Here is a 24,099-nt window from a genome sequence, read left to right as displayed (position 1 = left end):
AGGTTTATGACTTTACAAGCATACAATACTGCTCATGTACCCATGGAAATTCTTTATGCCGATGAGCATCTAGTGGTAGTTAACAAGCCTTATGGCTTGTTATCAGTTCCTGGGGTCGATGAGCGTTTACAAGATAGTGTGGTTACCCGTCTACAACAAAAGTATGAGTTTGTCGAGGCAGTCCACCGTTTAGATATGGCAACTTCGGGAATTCTTGTCCTTGCTGTATCTAAGCTTGCTGATTCCGAACTCAAAAAGCAATTTCGGGAACGTAAAACTAGTAAAGCCTATTATGCCATAGTAAGAGGTTTGGTTGCTAAAGAGCACCAGTATATTGAACGCCCTCTAGGTTGTGACTGGCCTCTACGTCCGCGTCAACGCATAGATTACACGGACACAGGTAAGTACTCTTTAACCGAGTGCACGGTTTTACAACGTGATCCTTATTTAAACTTAACTCTAGTAAAGCTAACGCCTCATACAGGTCGCTCCCATCAATTGCGCGTGCATATGCAAAGCTTAGGGCATGCCATTGTGGGGGATAAGTTTTACGATCAGTACTATAAGTCAGCTCCTTACTTTAGACTTTGCCTGCATGCAGGGCATTTAGGTTTTGCTCATCCGCAAACGGGGCAATGGTTAGAGTTTGAGTCTCCAGCTGATTTTAGCCAAGACTATTTAATTCCCGAATTTCAAGAGAACCCCGAGTAGATAATAAAACTTTTTCTTTATAAACACGTCTAATAAATAAAGGAGTTTTATTAATATACTTGAGTAAATAACTTAAGTATTAATTTACCTCTAGCTTTAACTTTGCTTTTTAATACTTATTAATTAGCAAGGTATAAAGCTATTTAAGCATTCTTGACTTTTTTATTTAACTATCTTAGGCACAAATGGGGCATTTACTTTATAATAAAAGATAATGCCTTAGGCTCTTTTTACTTAGTTTTACAACAAGACTAAGAAAAATAGTATAAATAATATAATTGCCCGAATATTATTATGGAATATCCATACTTAAATCAAAGTCTCCAGCTTAGTTTCGTGGGCTTTTCGCAAATAATTTCCTACTTAATTAATGCCCAAAAGCTTCTCGATACTAAGGAGCGTTATACGCGTCTTAATCCGCACCAAGACTTGAGTGAGTTGGCTTATGCACCACCTGATGCAGAAGCGCGTTCAACTTCAAAAGAGTTTGATTCTTTACTAGGTAAAGATCCTGCGGAAATAATAAATGTTGATGCTCTGCGCAAAAACTTTGCACAATACTTAGCAGACGCTTCAACCCCTATTCCTGTCTTAACTAATCCGGATTTATATCGTATTCAAGTTGTTGATTTACGAAAACTTCCGATGTTCCAACTTATTTTAACTACCCCAAAAATGGGGTTAAACCTGCTCAACAAAATTTTAGGGTTTGATAAATTTGACCGTAATGCGACCGTTCACCCTGCAGTTTTAAACTTACTTTCTTCAAGTGTACGCCAAGAACTTGAAGACTATTTAAGTAAACAAGTACCAAATGAACGCGCTAAAACTATTAGTGCCCTTGATGGTCTCTATCGTTTAACCCAACTTAACTTACAGCTCTTAGCTTATGGTCAAGCTGAGATCTATGAGCATGCGACCATTGTCGAGCCAACTGTAAGTTTAGCTACCGATTGGAAAATCAAAGTTGATGCGGCTATAACCTATGCTCGTAGTAAAGGTTTTAACTACGGCTTAATTAACATGGGTTATTTCCAACGTGATAGTCGTAGCTTTATGGAGCTAGATTATATTAAAAATAGTCTAGGTCTTAATGTTGAAGAGCAACTTATGTTCCACTTCAATGGGCGTCGTCTGGAAAAAGTAACCCCATTTGAGCAAAAAACTTTTGAGGCGTGGAACGAACAAAGCCAAAAAGATCCACAAAACTTTGGCTTAAACTTTATGTTTATGCACGGTCGTCTGGGTGAGACTAACCCGAAAGGACGAGGAGCAACTGGCTATATTCTTAATTTACGTTCTCTGCATGCTTTAGATCCAGAGTACACCCCAAGAAAATTCAATGACAGTGACTTTGCTGAACAAGCAGAGGCACAGGCACTTAATGTGCAAAAAGCAATTCAGTTTAGTCAACAAAATTCTAAAACTAAGGGAGAGATTTTCTCAGAAAATGACAGTTTTAATAGAGCATGGGCAAAATTAAAAACTCTATTAAGCTGGGATATGCTCCAAGCAATGTCGGCTTCGTTCCCGTTAATTGCTAAAGTTAATCCAAACATTATTGGTTTTAACCGACCAATTTTAAATTACTCCCAACAGATCTTTATTTACAATAAGCGTCCAGCTTTTTATGTAAGTTTTTACGAAGTTAAACAAAATAACTCACTCAAACGCTTTTTAGTTAATACCCCACAAAACATTAACTGGGTATTACGTCCTCTTACTACCTTACGTGACTTTAACTTAGAGTACCGTGATGATAACTTTGAGGACTCATATCGTCGTTTAGGACCTGAGGTACTAGAGTTAACTTTTAGTGTTAAAGAGCTTTTCAAGCGAGTGCTGGCAAATAATGTTTTAAAAGAAGATGATTACATCTTTATTACCAATACGCACCAACATTTACCAGCCGAAGCCTTTAATACCATTAATAACTTCTTAACGCGTGGGCAAGCAGAACGTGCTTTCCGTACGCCGTTAGATTATGAAGTTTTAAGTGAAGAACAAATTACTAAGGTTTCTTCGTTTGCTAATACGGCAGTAACGGCAACAGGCGAGCATACTAATCGTCTCAGTCGAAAAAACCGTCGTCAATTAGACCGCATGCAACATGGGCAAGATTTAAATGCCAAAATTGAAAAGGCTATTGAACAGCTTCATCAAAAAGACCGTGAAGCTGATAAAGTTCATGCGCATGTGGAAAGCCAAAGAGAAGAAATTAGTGTAAAAGACTACGAGCATAATGAAGAATTATCGCTTCTTGACCTGATTAAACAACAAGATGCCAAAGAAAAAGCACGTGATAAAAAACGTTTAGCGGCAACGGTTGATAATAGTATGGCTGAAACCGCCTACTTAGGACAGGTTCTCGAGCAACACGTAAAACCTGAGTCAATTAAACAGCACATTACGGGAATTGAATCTAATGTGCCATTAATTCTGGCTGACGGTTATACTAATAACTTCTTATTTAAATTAGTTAATAAATCTCGTATTCCTGCTTGGGATAGAAATAGAGTAAGCTATCCTCAAGTAGCAACGGCAAGCTTTTTCTCCCTGCCGAGTTTTGTAACTAAACCTTATGCTCTGACTGGCTTATATCCAAGTACTAAGGTTGTAATTCCTGGACAAGCGAGTGGTAAACCGCAAGCAACTTTAATTAAGTTACTGAACCAAACGAACCAGTTAACTTTACTTGAACGTGAGCAATTACAGCACTTTTTACGAGTGCAAAAAGAAAATAATCAGTCTCCTAGCATTCAGTTCGAAAAATTTGCCTTTGTTCCAGCCGACCTCTGGGAAGAGTTAAAAGCTTCGCAACATGAGGTAATTCGCACGGCATATCAAGCCAAACAAAATATGCAAGTGTTAACTGGCGAACTCGAAAAAGACAAGGTTTATAGCGAAGCTGATTTTGCTAGTATGCCAATGGAAAGATATGTGGAAATGGCTCAAGAACTGGGGATGAAACACTTTATTACTCCAGCTTCGGCTAAAGTAGAAAGTTATCTTTCCCATGTTTTTGAAACTACCAATCGCAAATATGGTCCGTTTCCATATCAACTGATTAAAGCTCCAAAAATTGATCAGGCAGAACTCGAACGCATTAAAGAAGAACGCCAAAAAGCTCTCGAACTGGGCTATCGTGTGGTAACTGTAGGACAACGTTTATACTATGCTGCTCCTGAAGTACTACCAGGTATACGTTTACTTTACCTCTTTGCTAAATACTATCATGTGGCGCCTTATCATGCTATCGAACACCAAAAAGTGGACGGGGCAATTATTGAAGAAGATATTCAATATGATTCTTTAAGTATTTGGTTAGATTACGCTAAACTTTATACTACGCCAATTAGCGAAAGAGTTAAACTCCTTAACCGTAACCTTTTAGCGCAAGAGTATCACTATGACACTACGCCTCGTGATTCTAATCGCTTACTCCAGTTCTTAACAGAGTCGGGCTTAACTGGTAATGAGTTAAACTTCATGGGCTATAACACCTTTAGTCCTTTAGCAGGTTTAACCCGTCCTTACCATGCTCAAATTCTGGTTCCGGTACAAACAGACCCAGTACCTGCGTTTGTAAGTAAAGTAACTGCCTTACAAAACCTAATTGAAGGTGAGTTAGATAGAGCTAACCAAGAGTTCCAATACTTATTGGCTTTACAACAAGCTATTGAACCTTGGAGTACGCGTTATAACTTCTTAGCTACAGGTTATCGTTATCCTGAAGTTAATTTAGCTCTGCACCAAGAGTACCTCAATCGCGTGCGTCCGCAACTAGATAAGGTAAACCAAGATCTCTTAATGCGAGTATTAGTTTACTATCAAGCTCATCAAGAGATTCGTGAGGATATAGTTATTCTTGACTCAGTGGCAGCTATTCCACAACAACGTACTCTAGATTTACAAATGGGGAACGAGAGTCTTGCCTTTAACAATATTCCGCAAACTTGGGTAATCAGTAAAGGACTTATCCGTCAAAGTGCGGCTATTTGGCAAGAGCCAGATTGGCATATCGGTAAAATTCTCCAACTTGTAGCTGCTAACCAACGCATAGCTTTCTTAGCTCAAAGTCCAGTACGCCAACTTCCGCTCGAACAGGTAGTGGAACAAGTACAAGTATTTAACCAACAATACCAAACTCCAAGCGTATCTGACTTACTTTCTTGGGCACATGAGCATAATTTTGGTATGCAAAGTATTTCGCAATTACCAATTACTCAAGATGATTATGTTGCAAAAATTGCTCTTACTTATCACAAAAAATCGAGTTATACTCCTGCAAAAGTATTACAAGCTGAAGCTTATCATTTAAATGTTAACGAAGTGGCTAATACTCCAGAGACAGGTGTGAGCATGCTGCCAAGCTTTTTCGAAGACAGTGATGAGGAAAGAAAGGGTTTAACTACAACCACTGGTTTCTTAGATACTGACTTTGGGAGAGATGAGGAGCATACTAGTTATCGTCAAGTAGAAACTACTTCTTACTATCGTGATGACCAAGAAGGCGAAGATCATCAAGCTAGCCAAAAACTTTTAGAAGAGGTGGTAGCACAACAACCACGTAAATCTAAAGGAGCTTGGTGGAAATTTGGTTTATTCTCCGATGATGACGACGAACAGGAAAAACTCCCAAGCAAAGAAACTAAAGGTAAAGGCAAAGAAGTTGCTCAGGTTAAAGAAGCAAAAGAAGTTAAAGCGGTGGAGTTTAAAGCTGTTGCCGTTAAAACTTTAAGCTTTGATGCTAATCCAAGTAAAGCTGGCTTTGAAGGTGACTTTGCTTCAGGATCTCCAGCTAAAGCTAAAGTTAAAAGCTTTGATCCAGTAGGAGGACAAGATGACTTTGGTGCAGGCAAAGCGAGTGGTAAAGCAACTATTGCTCAAGCCTTTGGTTTTACAGGTACAGGTAATCTGGGGGTAGCTCTAGTTAGTGCTTCGAAAGAAGAAATCATTAGTGGAGTAAAAGCTGCCTTTGGTGGACGTTCGTTAATTCGTCGTGCTCAACGCTACGTTGAACGTAAACTAGCCAATAACGAAGCCTTTATTTCTGGCAAACGCGGTAAAGGAGCAAATAAACTTACGGTTAACTTTGATCTTGGCGTTAAAATTAGTCCTTCGAGCGACTATGAAAATTACTTAAAACGCTTAGATCGAGATAATGCTCGTTTACGTGGAATGTCGATTAAAGAAATCGAACTCCAAGAGTTAAGAGAGTTAGATAATCTGGTTAAATCTTCGGTGTTTGCGGCTTACCCACGCCTCGAACAACAAGCTGCTGATGTAGGGATAATTACCAATAACCGTAATACTCCGCAAACTTTACAACAGCTTAAAGTTAAAGTACTTAACTTAGATACGCAATTTTACCGTTGGGAAGGTATGTTTAGTCAACTAAAAACCTCAATTGTAGCTTCGGTACAGCGTATTGAAGGGGTACGTGGCGATGAATTAAGTGAAAAGGTTATTGATGATAACTTTGCTCAAGACAAGTTCATCTTATTTAACCGCCGTCCAGCAACGCCAAGGGAAATAGGGGCTGCTCTAGCTCACCGTAAAGCGTTACTAAGTGCTCTTTATGATGAGTCAATCGACCAAAACGACTTTGTTCTTATTTGTGAAGATGACATAGTCTTTAGTCCAGATTGGCAAGTACGCTTAACGCGGATTTTACAGCAAGCAACTAATGAACCTATAGATGCTATTACTCTTTTACATCCAAAAATCTACTCAGATATGGTATATCCAATCGAGTTACATAATGCCAAAGTAATTAACTTATCTTCATGGCGTTATATCTCAACTCCAGATTTACCACAACTGGTAGAGTTCCCGTTATACCGTCCGATTTCTTCAGCATGTTACCTAGTGCGTAAAAGTGCTATTTGCCGTGCGGTACAACAAGGAGTATTAGATCAAGTAGGGGCACAAGCAAGTGACCTTGCTAACTTCTTAAATATTTGGCCAGATCGTATTCGTCTAGCAATTCCAACCTTAGCTCACAATAATAATAGTGTGAATACTATGGATTCTCTATTCCATGGTTACCAAAAAATGGGAGCTATTTACTGCTTTACGAATCGTAAAATCATTTGGAAATAATTTAAAAACCAGACGTGCATGCGTCTGGTTTTTTTGTCTTAAATTCAACTAAATAAAAAAAACTAAATAAAATAATACTAAATTCTTTAGCCTGAGTAAGGTAAAGAAAAAATATTTTCCCCAACTATTTTCAAGGTACAAAACCTAAGCACAAATTTTTTACTAAAGAGGAGTATAATATATAGCATAGTTAATGTAAAAAAAGGAAATGATACATGGCTCAATCTATGCTAATGTCTCCAGTTACAATTGGCAGACACACTTTTAAAAATCGCGTCTTCATGTCACCTATGTGCATGTACTCTAGTCAACCTGGAACAGGTTTATTAGACCAACGTCGCTTTGATCACTATGTAGCTCGAGCTGCAGGTGGGGTAGGAGCAATTGTGGTTGAGGCTACGAGCGTGCAACCTCAAGGGGGAATTACTAACCTTGATTTAGGTTTATGGAACGATGAACAAGCACGTGCTTTAGCAGGTTTAACAGCAGTAGTGCATAGTTATGATACAAAAATTGGAATTCAACTCGGGCACTCGGGACGCAAGGGCGTAAGTTGGGAAACAGTTTATGCTCCTTCGGCTGTGGGTAGATTCTCTGATAGTCCTGAATATAAAGATCCAGTGGCTTTAACTGCTGAGCAAGTAGAAAAATTTATTGCCGACTTTATTGCGGCTGCAAAACGAGCTGAAAGTGCAGGCTTTGATTTTATTGAAATTCATGGGGCACATGGCTATTTACTCAGTGAGTTTATTTCTCCTTTAACTAATCACCGTACAGATGAATTTGGTGGTAGTTTAGAAAAACGCTACGAAGTTTTTCGTCGCATTATTACGGGAATTAAAGCACAAACGGAATTAGATATTCATTTACGTATTTCTGCCAATGAAGTAGATCCAGCAGGTAATAGCCTTGATGATATTCAACAGGTTTTAACTTGGGCACATCGTGACGGAGTGGTTTTCTTTGATATTTCTTCGGGCGGAATTACCCCTACAGCACCAGAAATTTTCCCTGGTTACCAAGCTTTACATGCTGCTAAGTTTGCAGCTGCAGGTTTACCTGTAGGGGCTGTTGGTCTCTTAGATACGCCAGAATTAGCCGAGTATGTATTACGTGCAGGGCATGCGCAAGTAATTTATATAGGTCGTGGTTTAATTGCTAACCCTAACTGGGTACTTAATGCTGCTTATAAATTACATGATGCACCTAATGCTCCTTTACCAATTAATACCTACATCCGTGGTTTAAAATAAATATTTGCCTTCTTGTTTTTTAACAAGAAGGTATTTTTTTTGGGAAGAATTTGCATTTGCCTTAAAATTTGCCTTCAAGTGCATAAGATTATGCTTTTCCCTATACCAATTAGGGAAAAAAAGGAGTACAATGAAAGGTAAAAACTGGAGGTTTTTTTCTAGTAGCCTCTAGCAAAAGATTTTAGGGAAATTTCTTATGAAAATTATCGCCTTTACTGGGGCAGGAATCAGTAAACAATCTAATATTCCTACCTTTATGGAGCGTCCAGATATTCGCGATCGCTTACATCGCAGTTTTGCTCAACGTCATCCTGAGGAATATAACCAAACTATTGCCGAACTAAAAGCAGGCATGGCAAATGCCGAGCCTAATCCTGCTCACTATGCTTTAGCTCAATACAATATTCCTGTAATTACCATGAATATTGATGGTTTACATACTAAAGCTGGATCTAAAAAAGTACTTGAATTACATGGTGGCTTACCTGAAGATAATGAAATGGATCATGCAAGTACTCTGCATAATAAACCTGTGCTTTATGGTGATCCTGCACCTAATTATGAACGGGCTTTTGATTGGGTATCTAACTTAGATGCCAATGACATTTTTATTGTCGTAGGTTGCTCTTATCATACGGCTATAGCTAATGACTTACGTCATATAGCTCAACGTATGGGTTGTCGCATTTATGAAATTCAAGAAGATGCGGCTCATCAGCTTCCTGCTTTATTAGAAAGATTAATAGCAGAAAATCCAGACCTCACAAAATAACCTTGTGAGGTTTTTTTGTTAGATATGCTATAATATTATCCCCCAGTTAGGTTTATCTATTTTTTATATGAGTGATCTTAGTAAAGGGATTATTTTAGTTTGTATTTCCGTTTTAGCTAGTGCTTTAATGGCTTTGTTTTACAAGCTGATTCCCCCAGATATTTCAGTTTTTACCAAGCTCTTAGCTCGAGGTGTAGCTAGTGTAGTTATTGCCTATAGTTTAATTTATGCTTTACGACGTAAACTAAAAAGTAAAGAGCAAGATATGCTTCCAGCTTACTTTGCCCAACAAGGAAATGTAAAACTCATGCTCTTGCGTTGTTTAATGGGCTGTTTAGGGATTTTAAGTTACATTTACGTGGTAAATGAGTTAAGTCTTTCTGACGCGGATATGCTCACTAAACTAGCTACAGTATTTATTATTCTTATTGGTGCTTTTTTCTTAAAAGCAGATGCCATTAATAAAGTGCAAGTATTTGTAGTTTTTATTAGTTTGCTAGGAGCGGGATTAATTATCAAACCTAGCTTTGCTAATCCTCTGTTAGGCAGTTATTTCATTGGCATTTTACAAGCGATTTTTGCGGCAATTTCCTACTTATGCATCCGTTACCTCCTGACCAAGGTAGAACGCAAAGAACATCCTTTAACTATTGAAAGTTCATTGGCTTTATTTACGGTGCTTTTTGCTTTATATCCTGCCATAAGTCAGTTTTCAGGCTGGGAAGGTAAGGGGTTAGCTTACTTATATTTGGCTATAGCTACTTTATTTGCTTTAATCGCCCAGTATACTTTTTCTTTTGCCATGAAGTTTGCTCCCGCAGTAGAAGTAAATGTTTATCAATACTTATCTTTACTCTGGTCAAGTTTATTTGGCTGGCTGTTCTTTGCTTTTATTCCTGACTTTTTCTCGCTTTTAGGTTATTTGCTTATTCTTGCGGGAGGCTTAGTGCTTTATGTCTATAATCTCCGCTTGTATCGCCAAAACAAAAAGAAAGCTCAACTAAAGCAAAGCTAAAGATCAATTAAAGCAAGCAGATGCAAAAATAATGCTAAGCAAGGTAATGTAAAAGTATTGCTAGACAAGGCAATGCCAAAACAATACTAAAACAAGTCATTGTAATGCCAAAGCAAGGCAAACAAAATAAAAAAATGGAAGCTCAAATGGCTTCCTTTTTTTATTATTGGGCTAGAGATATTAACAATAAAAATAATTAACCAACCAAAGATTTATTAAAATAATTAACCAACCTTAATCGAGTTAAAGTAAAGCTAAAACTTACACAAATTGTATGCCTATTAGCTTGAGTTATTTTTGCAAAAAATGTACTTTTAGGCACGTCGATTACTCTAAATTTTGTAATAGTGAAATCAGGTAAAAGTTAACGAATCTCTCGAGCTTGGAAATAAGTTGAAGCTTAAATTTAGCTCCAAGCAAAAGTGATTTTTTAACTCCAAAAACAGATCAAGTCATTTCTAAATGCAAATGGCTCTTATCTAGATTTATTTGCTTCTCGTGCTATAATACGCTAATTATTTTTTTGAACAACACTATAAACAACAGAAAAAAATATTATGAGCGATTTAAGTAAAGGCATTCTCTTAGTTTGTATATCTGTTTTAGCAAATGCGTTAATGTCTCTGTTTTACAAACTAATTCCAGCCGATGTATCTATTTATGAAAAACTTTTAACTCGTGGAGCAGCGAGTGTAATTATTGCTTACAGTTTTATTTACGCTATGCGTCGTAAAGCTAAGACCTCAAATAATCCTGGGCAAATTATTCCTGCTTACTTTTCCCAAAAAGGTAACTTTGCTTTAATGCTAGTAAGGGCAGTAAGTGGAAGCCTAGCAATTTTAACTTACATTTATATAGTTGATGCCTTAAGCCTCTCAGATGCGGATATGTTAAATAAACTAGCTGCCGTATTTATCATTATCATTGGGGCTTTTTGGTTAAAATCAGATTCAATTAATCTAGTACAAGTATTAGTGGTAATTATTAGCTTAGTGGGTGCGGCCTTTATTATTAAACCGAGCTTTGATAATCCTCTCTTAGGTAGTTACTTAATTGGTATTTTACAAGCAATTCTTGCAGCTATTGCTTATTTAGCCGTGCGTTATCTTTTAGCTACCGCAAAAAATAAAGAACACCCTATTTCAGTAGAAAGTTCTTATGCTTTAGTAACTCTCCTGATTTCGGTAATTCCAGCCGTGTATTACTTTACGGGGTGGGAAGGTAAAGCCCTAGCTTATACTTACTTAGCTTTAGCTACGGCATTTGCGGTAGTAGCACAATATACTTTCTCCTATGCCATGAAATTTGCTCCAGCAGTTGAAGTAAATGTATATCAATACCTCTCTTTACTCTGGACAAGTCTTTTTGGTTGGATTTTCTTTGCCTTTATCCCAGATTTCTATACAGTTCTCGGATATGTGCTAATTATCTTTGGTGGAGTAATGCTATATGTCTACAATCTCCGTCAATATCGTCAAGCTAAGGCAAAACTTAATTAAAAATCAAGCAAAAAACAAAAATTTTCTTATAATAGGGAAGCACCTTTGTTATGTTTAACTGAGGGCTTTCCTTTTTTTATAATGACAAAATAATTTAACTTTTATTCGTTTATGACCTCATTAACAAAAGGGATACTTTTAGTTTGCTTTTCTGTTTTTTCAGGAGCCTTAATGGCACTGTTTTATAAACTGACATATGCAGACTTAACAATTTATGATCGAACTCTGGCTCGAGGTTTATTAAGCCTTGCCGTTTGTCTTATTGTAATCACCATTTTACGGAAAAAGAATAAAGCTAATCCACCTGCCTACTTTGCTAAACGAGGCAATGAATTTATGATGTTTGTGCGTTGTAGCATGGGCTTTATTGGCGTCCTTTCTTACGTTTACTGTGTGGATACTTTAAGCTTGGCAGATGCTGATATGATGACCAAGCTAACGGCAATATTTATTATTCCTTTTGGGGCTTTGTTCTTTAAACAAGACAAAATCAATAAAGTACAAGTTCTGGTAGTATTTATTAGCATTATAGGTGCTATATTTATTATTAAGCCAAGTTTTAATAATCCCTTACTTTTTAGTTATGCAATTGGGATCCTTTGTGCGGTAACTGCAGCTCTAGCAGCTTTAGCTATTCGTTGTTTAGTTGCCCTAGCTCCTAATCCTGAAAACCCAATTACTGTAGAAAGCTCTTTAGCTTTATTCATGGTAGTAGCTTGTCTCTATCCTAGTATTCGAGACTTTCAGGGCTTTAATAGTGATCCCCATGTTTATCTTTTTCTCTTTCTTTCTAGTGCTTTTGGGGTAATAGCCCAATACACTTTTTCATTTGCTTTTAAATATGCCCCAGCGGTTGAAGTTAATGTTTACCAATATTCATCGCTCCTCTGGAGTAGTTTATTTGGTTTTATTTTCTTTAGCTTTGTTCCTGATTGGAGGTCTATTTTAGGATACTTTTGCATTGTTGGAGGTGGAATTATCCTCTATCTTTACAACTTATCCCAAAGCAGAAAAAATACTCGTCCTCTGTCTTAATAAGTCCAGAGGACTTTTTTTTGCCGACAAAATCTAACTTAATAGAGAAAAACTAGTTCTGTTATATGCTTGAGATAAAATAAAAGCCTCCGAATTTTGAGTTCAGAGGCTTTTTTGCTTTTTGCATTTGCATTATGCTTTTTACAACTACATTATGCATTTGGCATTTTATATTTTTTAGCTATACAGGAAACTTATCTAAGCTCTCTAAGAGGTTATCTATTGCCTTTTTCGGCAGACCTATATCCTTTAAAATAGCACGCGGATCAGGGCTTTGACGCAACTGCTTAATAATTTCCCCAGTACTGCCATAATGGCTATAGAGTTTATTGAGGCTAGTTGCCCCCAGACCTGGAATTTGGGCTAGCATTTGCTTGCCTGTAACTAACTCAGAGTCACGTTTTTCTGTACGTTTACGGTTGGCATAATTATGAGCTGCATCACGTAGTTTTAAGATAGTATAAAGTTCAGGACTTTGAGGGGGGATAGCAATCTCACTCCCATTTACTCCATCTAAAAACTTTTCTGCGGTATAGCGACGGTTTTCTTGTTTGGTTACGCCAATAGTTTTAGTGATATAAACAAACTCCACAAAAGTTTGGCTCATAATCAGGAGATCACGAATATCTTTAACCGTTAAATGTGCAGGAATTTGCTCTAAAAAAGAAAACTCAAAAGCAAAGTGCTCTTCACTATCCCAAGCTAGATCAGCAAAGTTGTAAATATCTTGGCTAACTTTTTCTTGGCGTTGTTGTTTTTCTTTATGTACCAAATAGAGCATACTCAAATAGTTAGGAGCTTTACTATTTGGGGCTAAAGCGTAAATTCTTACAAGTTCTTCACAACTGACAAAAGCAGTGTTATTTTGGCTATAAGCTAGGGTTGGTGCCAAGAGTTTGTTGTAAATAAACTCGGCAGTAGTTAAAGCAAAAACATTTGAGTTTACCCCATTAAAGAGCTGGTAGTTTTTATTTGCCAAATGGCTAATAATATTTTCCCCACGAAAAACTAAAGTAGTATAGGCTTCAATGGCTTTTTGGCGTGCAACTATAGGTAAAAGAGCTCCATTGGCAGATTTAACTTGATTAGCTCCCCCGTCAATGAGAATAATTGCAGGCATTTGCTCAACTTGGGTAATACTGTGATAACGCTTGCTTACCGCTTGTTCCATAGCGGCATAGTCATCGCCTGGGGTAATATCTTCGATATTAAAGTGACGATAATCGGCAGCAAGAACTCCGTTTTTATCAGCAGCTACGCACGAACCCTTAGTAAACATCCCCCGATCATGGGAAATATCAAAGCAGTGCATTTTATTCATAATGCCATTGAGGGCAAAAAGGTCAGAAAGATTATTCCAACTACTGCTAGTAATAGTATCATCGCCAATAAAATTGAACTTCGTATAATCAAAATCTGACTTAGCCTGAGCTATAGACAAAGTATGATTAAAACTCAAACGACTTAGTTCGAGATATTTTACATGGGGGTAGAGGTTAACTATTGCCTCTCCCTCAAAAATTTTATCTAAATTTTCTTCTACTTGCTCAAAGTTAGCATTGAGCATTTGCATTTGATATTGCTCAAAAGCCTCGCTGAGAAAAACTTGCGGAGAGACAAGTTTTAAGGTGCTTTGATATTCTTTTTCCCAGACTTTGGCAGGATAGGCTTGGCTTAGAGTAAAAGTACTTTGATAGTAAGGCAAAGGGCTATAAAGAATATGTTGTGCCTGCTCTTCGAGTTGGCGTTGCATATTTTTACTGAGTTGAGCCAAAAATCTTTTGCTTTGGTTAATTAGTTTGTGCCCAGGAAGATTTTGGTTTTGCTTCGCACTTGGTTTTTCTTGTTCAATTGCCTCAAAGTCAGCAAACTCTTGACGTTCGAGATCGTCTAGATCTACTTGCTCTGCAAAATCAAAAACATTCCAACTTTGTTGGCTCGCTTGATATTGGGCTAGAGGATCATCGCTATCACTATCGCTTACACTCACTTCATTATCGTTTGTTGTAGCACTTGCTAGCTCTGCCTTTTGGGCACAACGGTCTTGCAAAAACACTTGGCTCATTTGCTCGAGAGCTTGAAGTTGTTGGGCAAGCAAAGTAGCTTTAACAGGATTTTGATAAAGAACTTCGAGAACTAATTGGGCTAAGAGTTTATTTTCGTTTTTAGCGACAAAAATATGCGGTAGCAGTTGATTAAAAAACTCTATCTCACTGCTTAAAAAGTGGTTAAGTTGCTTATTTGACATAGCTTTTACTTAGGTAAAATTAAGTTAACTCTTTGCTCAAGAGCACATTTAGCATTGTATTCGGCAAGTTTTATTAAACTTTGGTATTTACATCTTGCTCCTAGCAACACGTTATAACCAAACACTTGGGATAGTTCTTTGGAAATATCTTTAGCTTGACTAGGAGATAAGCCCGAGTTATGCACTATAACTTTGCGAGGACGATGATTGAGTATTTCAGTATTGGTCGGTAAATATTCGTGTTGACGAACTATTTGGTAATAGGGAACTAAAAAGCCTGTATAGAGCTGGGCATTACTTAATTCACTGGCACGCAATTGAGCTTGTTTAACATTTTTAGTTTGCTCAGGGCAAGCTAAAAGCAGATTACGCACATCTATTACCAGACCGTGACAAACCTCAACTACACTCATGCAAGTGCCCAGAGCGTCGCGATAGAGCACAACCAATTCAAAATTATCACTAAAGTCTAAAGTATCAAGAATTGAGCGCGTGGCAATATTGGCTTTGGTTACAGGCATTTGCTCGGCAACTTGTTTAAACAGAGCCTTACCAGCAGCTCCTTTATTTAGAAAAATTTCCTTAATCGGTTGCCAGTAGGCTTTATAGTCAAGAGGTTTAGTATAGACACAATGTCCTTTACATAAACCAAAGTCATATTTGTCGCATGGGTGTTGGTATTTTTGGTGGCGACGAAAAATAGTTGGCGAACAACTTGGAATTTTAAAGGTTTTTTGAAACTCATTAATAATTTGTGCCCAAGCTCGCGTATTGGTAAAAGGTCCAATAAAATCTATAGGTCTTTTTAAGTGACGACTTAAAGTGATAATATCACGACGATAAGCTCCCATAGGGTAAAGGCTCTGATAGGGTTCGTCGGGAGTTAAATATAAATACTTCGAGCTTTCTGGGCTCGTTTTATTGTAGTAGGGTAAGTAAAATTTTAAGTAAATATTGTATTCGAGTTCGTGTGCTTGAAGGTCTTGCAGCACAAAAACCGTTTGCATATTGGCTATTTGTGGTTCCATTTCAGGTCGGTGGGAACTTCCTTTAAAATAGCTTGCAAAACGTTTGGGAAGTTGTTTGGCTTTACCTACATAAATAACATGTCCGTCCTTGCGGAGCATGCGATATACCCCAGGCACTTGCGGCGTAGCAGCACAGAATTTTTCGGCATTAAAGGGAATGTCTTGATTCATGAGCCAACGCACTTGATGCTCGGAGTCGGTAAAATCAACTAGAGTTAGAGTTGCCATAAGGTTATTGTGAACGTGAAAAGAGCAAACTTGAGGTTTGCTCTTTTTTTAATTTAGTTTGAAGTTGGAGCTTTAAGTTGCTCTGGAGCTGACTCTGCACTAGCAGGCTCTTGGTCAGAGCTTACTGGCTCCGAATCTGAGCTTACAGGCTCTGAATCTGAGCTTGCTTGTTCTCCTTGGGTTAAAGTAGCGGCTTCTAGGTCTCCAGCCAGAAGGGCTAGAGTTGCTTGAGCTGCTAATTTATCTGAGTCTTTTTGTAAACGTAAGTGCTCGAAAAAGTACACTTGACGAATATTTAAGTTGTAGTTTACGTCCAGAAGAGGTTTAAGTTGGCTAACAATATTAGCTGCCGTTAAATCATCTTGAATTAACTCTTTAGCAAATTCTTGTCCCATAATTACATTAGCTAGAGCCACATATGGAGTTTTGATGAGGCGTTTAGCTAAGAAGAAGTTTAAGCCACTTAAACGATAGCCTACGAGCATTGGCGTATGACATAAAAGGGTATCAAGAGTTGCTGTTCCAGAAGAAACTAAAGCAAAAACTGCACTTTGCAGCACTTGATGAGCATGGCCATCAATAAATTTTAAGTTTAGATCCTTATAGTCGGCAGCTACAGCTATAAGTTGGTCTTTTAGTTTAGCTTTGGCTACAGGAACTAAGAGTTCTACTTGCTCTGGTAAAAGTTTTTCTTGAATTGCTTTACGAATACCACTTAAGTACCAAGGGAAAATTAAATCAATTTCCGCACTGCGTGAACCAGGTAAAATTGCTACTTTAACTTGGTTTACTTCAAGTTCAACTTGAGCTTGCAGTTTTGCTAAGGCTTGTTGAGCCGAAGGTAAGTTATTAACAAAAGCTTGTAGTCTTTGAGAATTAACAATAAAGTCAGGAGTAGCTAGCGTTGGTTCTTTAACTTCAACTTCTACAGTTGCTTTCTCAACTTCTGCAGTTGCTTTCTCAACTTTTTTGCTCACAGATTCAACTTTTTTAGCTTGGGCTTTTAAGTTATCTACTTGCTCTGGAGTGAGGCTTAAATAGTATTTGCCATCAACGCCCAGCACTAGGTCTTTAAAGCCTAGAGCAAGATTTTGGCTTCCCGCACTTAAAGTAAGTTCAGCTTTTGTTGCTGGTGTTGGTTCTTCAGGCTGAGTTGAAGTTTGGCTTGCTGAAGTTTGCTCTTCTTGGCTTGCTTGCGTAGACTTTTCAGGTTGAGCTGCTAGAGTTGCCTCTTCTGGTTTAGCTTGCTCTTGGTTTTCATTTGCTGTTTGAGCTTGTTCTTCTAAATCTGCAACAATTTTACTGCCACTGAGAGCATCACGCGGTTGATTTTGTAAAGCAATAAACTCACTGTCACTTAGAGGTTCTTGGCTTGCTTCCATTAAGCGTTTAGCTTGTGATACCCACACTTGCCCATTGCTTAAAGTATTTAAGCGTTGCTGAGCGGTGTTAATTAAAAGTTCTTGATAAGCTTGGGCATCCAGTTGTAAACTCGCCCCCAGAGTATTTGCAAGACGGTGTCCAACAAAGGCTGCTGGTTGCTGATGTTGATCGTAAAAGTCTTTTTCAAATGGTAATAAGCAAAGGACAAGATCACATGCTTTTTTAATGGTTTCAATACGACCTTGACGCCATGCCCAAACTGAAGGACTTACATAATGGATAGTTTTAATGCCCAGACTTTCTTTGGCATAGGTTTCAAGACGTAAATTAAAGTCAGGGTTATCTATACCTATATATAACTGCGCCCCGGATTCTTTAAGGCGAGCTTTAGTGCGACTAATTACGCGGAGAATTTTAGGTAAACTTAAAACTACATCTACGACCCCAAAGTAGGAAAGTTCACTAATGTCGTACCAAGTATCGACACCTTGAGCTCGCATAAGATCCCCACCTATACCAACAAACTGGAGGTCAGGGCGATAAGTTTTAAGTTGTGCGACTAAGCCAGCACCTAATTGATCACCGCTTACTTCACCTGCTACAAGGCAGATTTTTGTATTTAAGGGGATGTTATTTAATAAATCTTTCATGTTTAACCTAAGGAGATAAGTACTAGTTTTATTATATCAAAGATAACTTTGCTACAGAGAAAAAAGGCACTTATCCCTAAGAATATTTTTTCATTTTATAGTATACTAATTTAGTTAGTATTTTATGTTTATGAACATAAAAATAAGATTAAGAACTACTACTTTCTTTAAATTCATACCAATGCTTTTAGGCATTGTTGGAGTACTATGAAAAATGTTTTAACAATTCAGTCTCATGTAGTTTATGGGTATGCTGGAAATAAAGCAGCTACTTTACCCATGCAACTGTGTGGGGTAGATGTATGGCCATTAAATACCGTACAATTTTCTTCATCAACTCGTTATCCTAAATTTGCAGGTCCAGTAACGACTAATGAAGATTTAATTAAAATTGTAAAAACTTTAGCGGATCCAGAAGTTAACTTCTTACACAAAGTTGACGCTGTACTTTCTGGTTATTTAGGTTCGGCTGAACAAGTAGATGCAATTCTTGAAATTGTAGACACAGTTAGAGAACAAAATCCAGATGCAGTATACTTACTAGATCCAGTAATGGGTAAAGCAGGAAAAGGTTGTATTGTTGCTCCTGGTGTAGCCCAAGCAATTCGTGATAAAGCCGTTTCTCGTGCGAATATTACTTGCCCTAATCTTGAAGAGTTACAAATTCTCCATGGCAGCGAATTAAATTCGTTTGCTGATGCAGTAAATGCAACTATTCAACTGGCTAAAAAAGGTCCTTCTATTGTAATGGTAAAACACCTACATCGTTGTGCTTTAGCTCAACCATATGAGTTCGAAAGCATTTTATATGATGACAATACAGGTAAACTTTACCACTTAACGCGTCCACTTGTGGATTTACCACGTGATCCGGTAGGAGCAGGGGACATGTTAACAGGGGTGCTTTTAGCTTGTTTACTAACAGGTAAAACAGCTTTAGAAGCTTTTGAGCATGCCCAAAATGCTGTATACCTAGTAGTTAAAGCTGCTAAAGATGCAGGAGAGCTAGAGCTTCAACCTGTAACTGTACGTCGTGAGATTATGGATCCACCATTAACTTACCGTGCTGTGGAATTAAATCCAGCTGACTTTGTGGCAAAACACAAAGCTCTATAAGAAAAAAAGTCCGAGAGCAAGCCTCTCGGGCTTTTTTCTTGGTCGGACAAGCACTAAATGTAGTAAAATAGTCACACCTATATGGAAAAGTTAGATCAATTATGACAACGAAACATCTATTTTTACTTCCTAGTGCCACAGCTGCTAACTTAGCTGCTTTGGTAATCAAAGAAAAAAATCTCAATTTAGATCAAGTATATGTGCTCTATACGGCACAAGCTTATAATGCCGTTTATAGTTTAGGCTTAGAGCCAAGCCATACTTTGGCAATAGATAAAGAAGTAGCTCAATTTTCGAGCTTATTAAATGATTTTAATATTGCTGTGTACTTTGCTTTAGGACAAAGTTACTATCAGTTAATTGCTAACTTTCTTGGTCAAACTGAAGTTAGTTACGCAAATATTAATGCTCAGAGTTTAACCTTACCTGAGTTTGAAGTATATATTCCTTATTTAGATAGCATTGAAGCTCAGTTTTTAGCTGATCACCCACAATGTTCGAGTTTAAATATTCTCGAAGCAGATGTAAGCTCTTACCTTGGCGATAAAGTGCCGCTAGGGGCAAGCTTAACTAGCCAATTTGCTGAGTTCTATCAAGACTATCCTGAAGCAACTTATTATCATACGGGCATTCCGCCGTATATAGTTTGTCGCAGTACGGATTTAAAAGTATTATTTAATGCCCAAATCGGCACAAAAGTAAATCCAGTGCATTTTTATCGCACTAACCTAGCTCCTTTTTACTGGGTAGGACAACCTGAGTATCAAGGAAGGGCAACGCAGATTACTACTTTTACTTATGAGCAAGTAGCTCAACTGCCACAAAGTCGTGAACTTTTTCAAAGTCTCATGCAGTTTAATCAAGAGATGCGAGCGGACAAAATTGTTCGTCCTAATGAGTTAAAAGCCAATCTCTGGCTCATAGACGCTTTAACTTTACAGCTCCTTACTCCTGAGCATTATGCCGACTACTTAGTTAAAGTAGCAGAAAAGTTTTCTTACTTACCTTTCAAAAAAGTATTAGTGCACGTAGATGCACGCGCAAGTCAAACTCAAGTTGAGCAAATTAGTCTAGCTTTACAAACCTATGGCGTTGAAGGGGTATTTTTACAAACGCCAGAGTTTTATTTTCCGCTCTTTGCCAGCTTACCACCGCATAGTTTAATTGTGCATGGTTTATTTGCTCCTGAACTTTGTTATGCGGTAGTAGGACGACAAAATTTTGTTTGTGATTTAGTTTTAGCTTTAAACTATCCTGAAGTGCTCGAGTTTTGTCAGCAAGCTGGGGTTAATTACCAAAATCTCATTTTCTCGCTCCAAAACTCGCTGGGCATAGATTTTAAAGATGCAGATTTTGCCTATAAAAGTGCGCAAATAGGTAGAGAACGCCTCGATAAATACCTCTGGGGTCAACTGGTTGACCAAAGCTTTGTTGATTTTGAGCAAGAAATTCAGAATTTAGTTTTACAACTCAAAGAGCAAGATCAGGAAATAGTTATTCCTTCGCTTTTTGATTTAAGTAAAAAAGATGCCCTCGACTTAGCTCTGCTAAGTCAAGCTCTCCTTGCTCAAGAGTCTAAAGATAAGGATTCTGAGTCCGAAGAAGCTACGCAACCGCAAGTAGATTTAGCTTTAGCTACCGTAAATCCAATTTATTTGGATGCTAATGAACGTCAAGTTAATGCTAAGGCTCTTAAGCTAGTTAAAGAAAGAGCAGTCGAAGGCTCGGCTTCTGATTTAAATGTTCTAGCTCAAGCTCGAAGCATGGTAGGCATGGCTAAACGTAAACAGCAAGCTTACGATACTCTTGTAAGACGACAAAAGCTCAAGCCAAGTGTGGAAAGTGAGTATTCGGTAGCTCATGTAGTAGCTCAAGCTCGTCTCGAGCAAGAGCAACAAGAGCAAGAACAAGTGAGTCAAAATCCTTTTGCTTATCCTGTAAACGAACACGCTAATAAAATTGCCTTCAATCTTGCTTTTTTACAAAAGTTTATTAGCTATCAACAAGGGGTTGTAGATTCTTGGCAAACTCTTACCCAAGTGCAGGCACCTGAGCAAACAGATCTAGCTATAGTTCCAGGCTTTAGTCCTTTAGGGCAAGATAAAACGCAAGCCCATAATACCTATAGCTTGCTTGATTTTATTTATACCCGTTTGGATATTGCTGCACATCAGCCAAGTCAAATTGCGGTAGTGACAAACCAAAAAGCATTTAATAAACTCCAAGTTTGGTTTAGCCATCTTGGGCATAACAATAATGACTTTTTAATTCTCACTACTAAACCTGAGCTATTTATTGTTGATCAGTATTTTGCCGGACGTTATATAGATATTCGCAACTATATTAGCGAACTCGAAGCTAAGCCATATTTTAATATTTATGATGTGGTAAATGTAGGCTATAAATTACAAGCTCGTATTCAGAGCCAATTAGGTTTTGGCGTAAGTAATTTATATGTTCCACAGTTTAATAACTCCTTACTCTTTACCCTGATTATGAACTCCCAGCTAATTACGCTCAATGTTTTAGCCCACGATGGGGTGAACTTAGAGTTTGCTGATCTAGGCTTAGGTTCTTTACATCAGCTAATTAAGCAATATCGTACTAAGTTTGGCTATAGCTTGCCAAGCAATCGCTTAGTTGAACAGGTACATGGCATAGATAATATAGTATTTGATGTAAAAGATGATCCTGAAGAAATCAATCGTTATAATTCTTATCGTATCCGTGGCACCAGATATCGCTTAGCCTAAACAAAATAAAACCGAGAGACTAACTCTCGGTTTTAAATTTATGTCCATATTTTAAACTAAAGAGCCAAGCTCCTAGACAACAGCAAATAATTAAACAGGCATTAAGAGCCAGTAAGGTTGCTCCCGCATGGCGAGGAAGGCTAGCTACCAGACCTATAATTAGTCCTGGGACAACCAGACGCACAAAAGTAAGAAGCGAAAGAGCTGTGCCAGTCATTTGCGGAAAGTACATTAAATAGGTAACGGTCATATTGCCAATTTGAAAGCCATTGAGGGTCATGTTTAAACCTAAAACAATAATAATACTTAAGACCGAGAGCCACTGCGGTTGCAAAACTAAAGTAAAGTTAGCGAGGGTAAATAGTGCTTGAATACTTGTTGCCCATAACCAAACTTTAATTGGCGAATAGCCACGCTTCATAACAAATTTATTGAGCTGTATACCCACAATTTGTAAGAGCACTAACGCAAAAGTATAGTAACCAAAAACTTGCGGAGCAACATTATAGTCTTCAAGGTAAATAGCTGGTAAAAGCGTAGGAAAACCAAATACCGCACAGGTTAAAAGGGTACTATTAATAATTAAAAGTACTGCCGGACGTGTGCGGAGAATTTGCCCAAAGTTAGATAGAATTCGTTTGGGATTAATGGCTTGCACATTTTTGGGATCAAGGGTTTCTGGAACAAAGAAGACTACAATTACTATAGCTAAGGCTAAAACCAGACAAACACTGTAAAAAATCCACTGCCAACCCCACCAGATAAAAATATAACCGCCAATTAATGGACTTAAGGCAGGTCCAAAAAGAAATAGAGTAATAAGCCAAGCATTGAGGATAATAAAACGACGCGGACTAAAAGCGTCCTTAATCATTACCTCAGGAGTGCTGCTTAAGCCCCCAAAAATTATCCCCTGACAAATGCGTATAGCTATGAGCCAGTTATAGCTAGGAGCATTAATCATGGCAAGGTTTACCAGAATGCCCAGAATACTACAAGCAACTAATGCACTTTTGCGCCCATATCTATCTATAATTGGACCAAAGATTAACACTCCTATCCCCATCCCTATTAGGTTATAGGAAATGATTTTTTGCATTTGCGTAATATTTGTCTCAAAGTCCTGTGCCATGCTTTGCAGGGTAGGAGAAAAGGCATCATTAACAAATGCCGACATTATAGTTAAGAGGGCAAGGAGAGGAATTAAAATTGCTAAAGGCGGGAGTTTATCTTTTAATTGCTCTTGCCAAGGAGTAGTTTGTTCAAAAGAAGACATAATAAAAACAAAGATAAAACTCTTTAACCGAGGTTAAAGAGTTTTATTATTAACGAACGATAAATACTAAAGTAATACGTTGTACTTGATTAAGTAATTCTTGCGGTGGAGCCGTAACTCTACCTGTATTAACTATTGCTTGTACGCCTAATGCACAAACGTTAGCTTGACCACGACTTGAGTTTTGGTAAGGAGTTAAAGTACCGTCAGCGGCAATATTAACATCTACGGCACATTGACGTCCAGTAAAAGCAGGATTATAGCTAAAGTTATTATTTACTTCACTTTGAATCCTTGCTTTATATCGCTCAAAGTCGGAAGCAGAACTATTATTATTTCTTGAGCCATCCCCACCGCCGTCACCGATAATATCGGCAAAGGCATCGTTGAATTGGCTTTGTCTTGCTGCCTCGGCTTTAGCTTTGGCTTCAGCTTGGGCTTTCGCTCGGGCTTGGGCTTGAGCTTTAGCTTGAGCCTCTGCTTTAGCTTTGGCATCTGCTTCAGCTTTAGCTTTAGCTTGAGCCTCTGCTTTGGCTTGAGCCTCGGCTTTGGCTTTAGCTTCTGCCTCAGCTTTGGCTTTAGCTTCTGCCTCGGCTTTAGCTTTAGCTTCTGCCTCGTCTTTAGCTTTAGCTTCTGCCTCGGCTTTAGCTTTAGCTTCTGCCTCGGCTTTAGCTTTGGCTTCTGCCTCGGATTTGGCTTTAGCTTCTGCCTCTGCCTTAGCTCTTGCTTCTGCCTCAGCTCTAGCTTTGGCTTCGGCTTCAGCTCTTGCTTTTGCCTCAGCTTCAGCTCTAGCTTGCGCATTGCGTTGGGCAATCAGTTGACGGGCATCTGCCACATCACCTGTATCTAAAGAAATTTTAATGGGTTGTGAGGTAACAGCACTATTTCCTTCTTTAAGCTTGGTATCCCCGATCATTCCTGAGGCGTCATTGATACGGCTATCTCCGCCCCAGGTGATAAGAGTAAGAAGGACACTAGCATGCAAGAGCACGGCTATTACCACTTGCCACCATATACCTTTATTCAT

14 protein-coding genes are annotated in these 24,099 nt (G+C 38.2%); 9 read left to right on the top strand and 5 right to left on the bottom strand.

What is annotated here, in order from left to right; all coding sequences use genetic code 11:
- The first annotated feature begins 6 nt into the window (after window positions 1-6).
- The 7 genes from CJP74_RS01535 (at window position 7) to CJP74_RS01505 (ending at window position 12,390) form a co-directional block, all read left to right on the top strand.
- Window positions 7-711 carry a pseudouridine synthase gene (locus CJP74_RS01535; protein ID WP_119496518.1) on the top strand — a complete coding sequence of 235 codons (705 nt, stop codon included), beginning with the start codon at window positions 7-9 and terminating at the stop codon, window positions 709-711.
- A 294-nt stretch (window positions 712-1,005) separates the two neighbouring features.
- Window positions 1,006-6,816: a glycosyltransferase family 25 protein gene (locus CJP74_RS01530; RefSeq protein ID WP_119496517.1), complete on the top strand. Its 5,811-nt coding sequence runs from the start codon at window positions 1,006-1,008 to the stop codon at window positions 6,814-6,816.
- Window positions 6,817-7,031: 215 nt separating this feature from the next.
- Entirely contained in the window at window positions 7,032-8,069 is a 1,038-nt protein-coding gene (locus CJP74_RS01525) for an oxidoreductase (protein WP_119496516.1), read from the top strand.
- 196 nt (window positions 8,070-8,265) lie between these two features.
- Entirely contained in the window at window positions 8,266-8,841 is a 576-nt protein-coding gene (locus tag CJP74_RS01520) for an SIR2 family NAD-dependent protein deacylase (protein WP_119496515.1), read from the top strand.
- A 67-nt stretch (window positions 8,842-8,908) separates the two neighbouring features.
- Window positions 8,909-9,856: a DMT family transporter gene (locus CJP74_RS01515; RefSeq protein WP_119496514.1), complete on the top strand. Its 948-nt coding sequence runs from the start codon at window positions 8,909-8,911 to the stop codon at window positions 9,854-9,856.
- 557 nt (window positions 9,857-10,413) lie between these two features.
- Window positions 10,414-11,355: a DMT family transporter gene (locus CJP74_RS01510; protein ID WP_119496513.1), complete on the top strand. Its 942-nt coding sequence runs from the start codon at window positions 10,414-10,416 to the stop codon at window positions 11,353-11,355.
- Window positions 11,356-11,466: 111 nt separating this feature from the next.
- Entirely contained in the window at window positions 11,467-12,390 is a 924-nt protein-coding gene (locus tag CJP74_RS01505; RefSeq protein WP_119496512.1) for a DMT family transporter, read from the top strand.
- 181 nt (window positions 12,391-12,571) lie between these two features.
- Here CJP74_RS01505 and CJP74_RS01500 read toward each other — a convergent pair whose 3' ends face one another.
- The 3 genes from CJP74_RS01500 to CJP74_RS01490 are packed head-to-tail and all read right to left on the bottom strand — an operon-like array spanning window position 12,572 to window position 17,927.
- Entirely contained in the window at window positions 12,572-14,638 is a 2,067-nt protein-coding gene (locus CJP74_RS01500) for a hypothetical protein (RefSeq protein WP_119496511.1), read from the bottom strand.
- A gap of 5 nt (window positions 14,639-14,643) precedes the next feature.
- Window positions 14,644-15,894 carry a GIY-YIG nuclease family protein gene (locus CJP74_RS01495; protein WP_119496510.1) on the bottom strand — a complete coding sequence of 417 codons (1,251 nt, stop codon included), beginning with the start codon at window positions 15,892-15,894 and terminating at the stop codon, window positions 14,644-14,646.
- 53 nt (window positions 15,895-15,947) lie between these two features.
- A complete protein-coding gene (locus CJP74_RS01490; protein WP_119496509.1) occupies window positions 15,948-17,927 on the bottom strand; it encodes a lipid-A-disaccharide synthase in 1,980 nt (659 codons plus the stop codon).
- A 207-nt stretch (window positions 17,928-18,134) separates the two neighbouring features.
- Here CJP74_RS01490 and pdxY point away from each other — a divergent pair, with 207 nt between their 5' ends.
- Together pdxY and CJP74_RS01480 are read left to right on the top strand one after the other, a co-directional pair.
- Window positions 18,135-19,043, top strand: a complete 909-nt coding sequence (pdxY, locus tag CJP74_RS01485; RefSeq protein ID WP_119496508.1) for a pyridoxal kinase PdxY — start codon at window positions 18,135-18,137, stop codon at window positions 19,041-19,043.
- A 101-nt stretch (window positions 19,044-19,144) separates the two neighbouring features.
- Complete coding sequence (locus tag CJP74_RS01480) at window positions 19,145-21,796, top strand: hypothetical protein (protein ID WP_119496507.1); 2,652 nt, start codon at window positions 19,145-19,147, stop codon at window positions 21,794-21,796.
- 19 nt (window positions 21,797-21,815) lie between these two features.
- Here CJP74_RS01480 and CJP74_RS01475 read toward each other — a convergent pair whose 3' ends face one another.
- Complete coding sequence (locus tag CJP74_RS01475) at window positions 21,816-23,072, bottom strand: MFS transporter (protein WP_119496506.1); 1,257 nt, start codon at window positions 23,070-23,072, stop codon at window positions 21,816-21,818.
- Window positions 23,073-23,121: 49 nt separating this feature from the next.
- Window positions 23,122-24,099: a cell envelope integrity protein TolA gene (tolA, locus tag CJP74_RS01470; protein ID WP_119496505.1), complete on the bottom strand. Its 978-nt coding sequence runs from the start codon at window positions 24,097-24,099 to the stop codon at window positions 23,122-23,124.

The organism is Psittacicella melopsittaci (genome assembly GCF_003585925.1).
In the GTDB taxonomy this organism is placed as follows: Bacteria; Pseudomonadota; Gammaproteobacteria; order Enterobacterales; family Psittacicellaceae; genus Psittacicella; species Psittacicella melopsittaci.
This window is presented reverse-complemented; position numbering and strand designations above follow the sequence as displayed.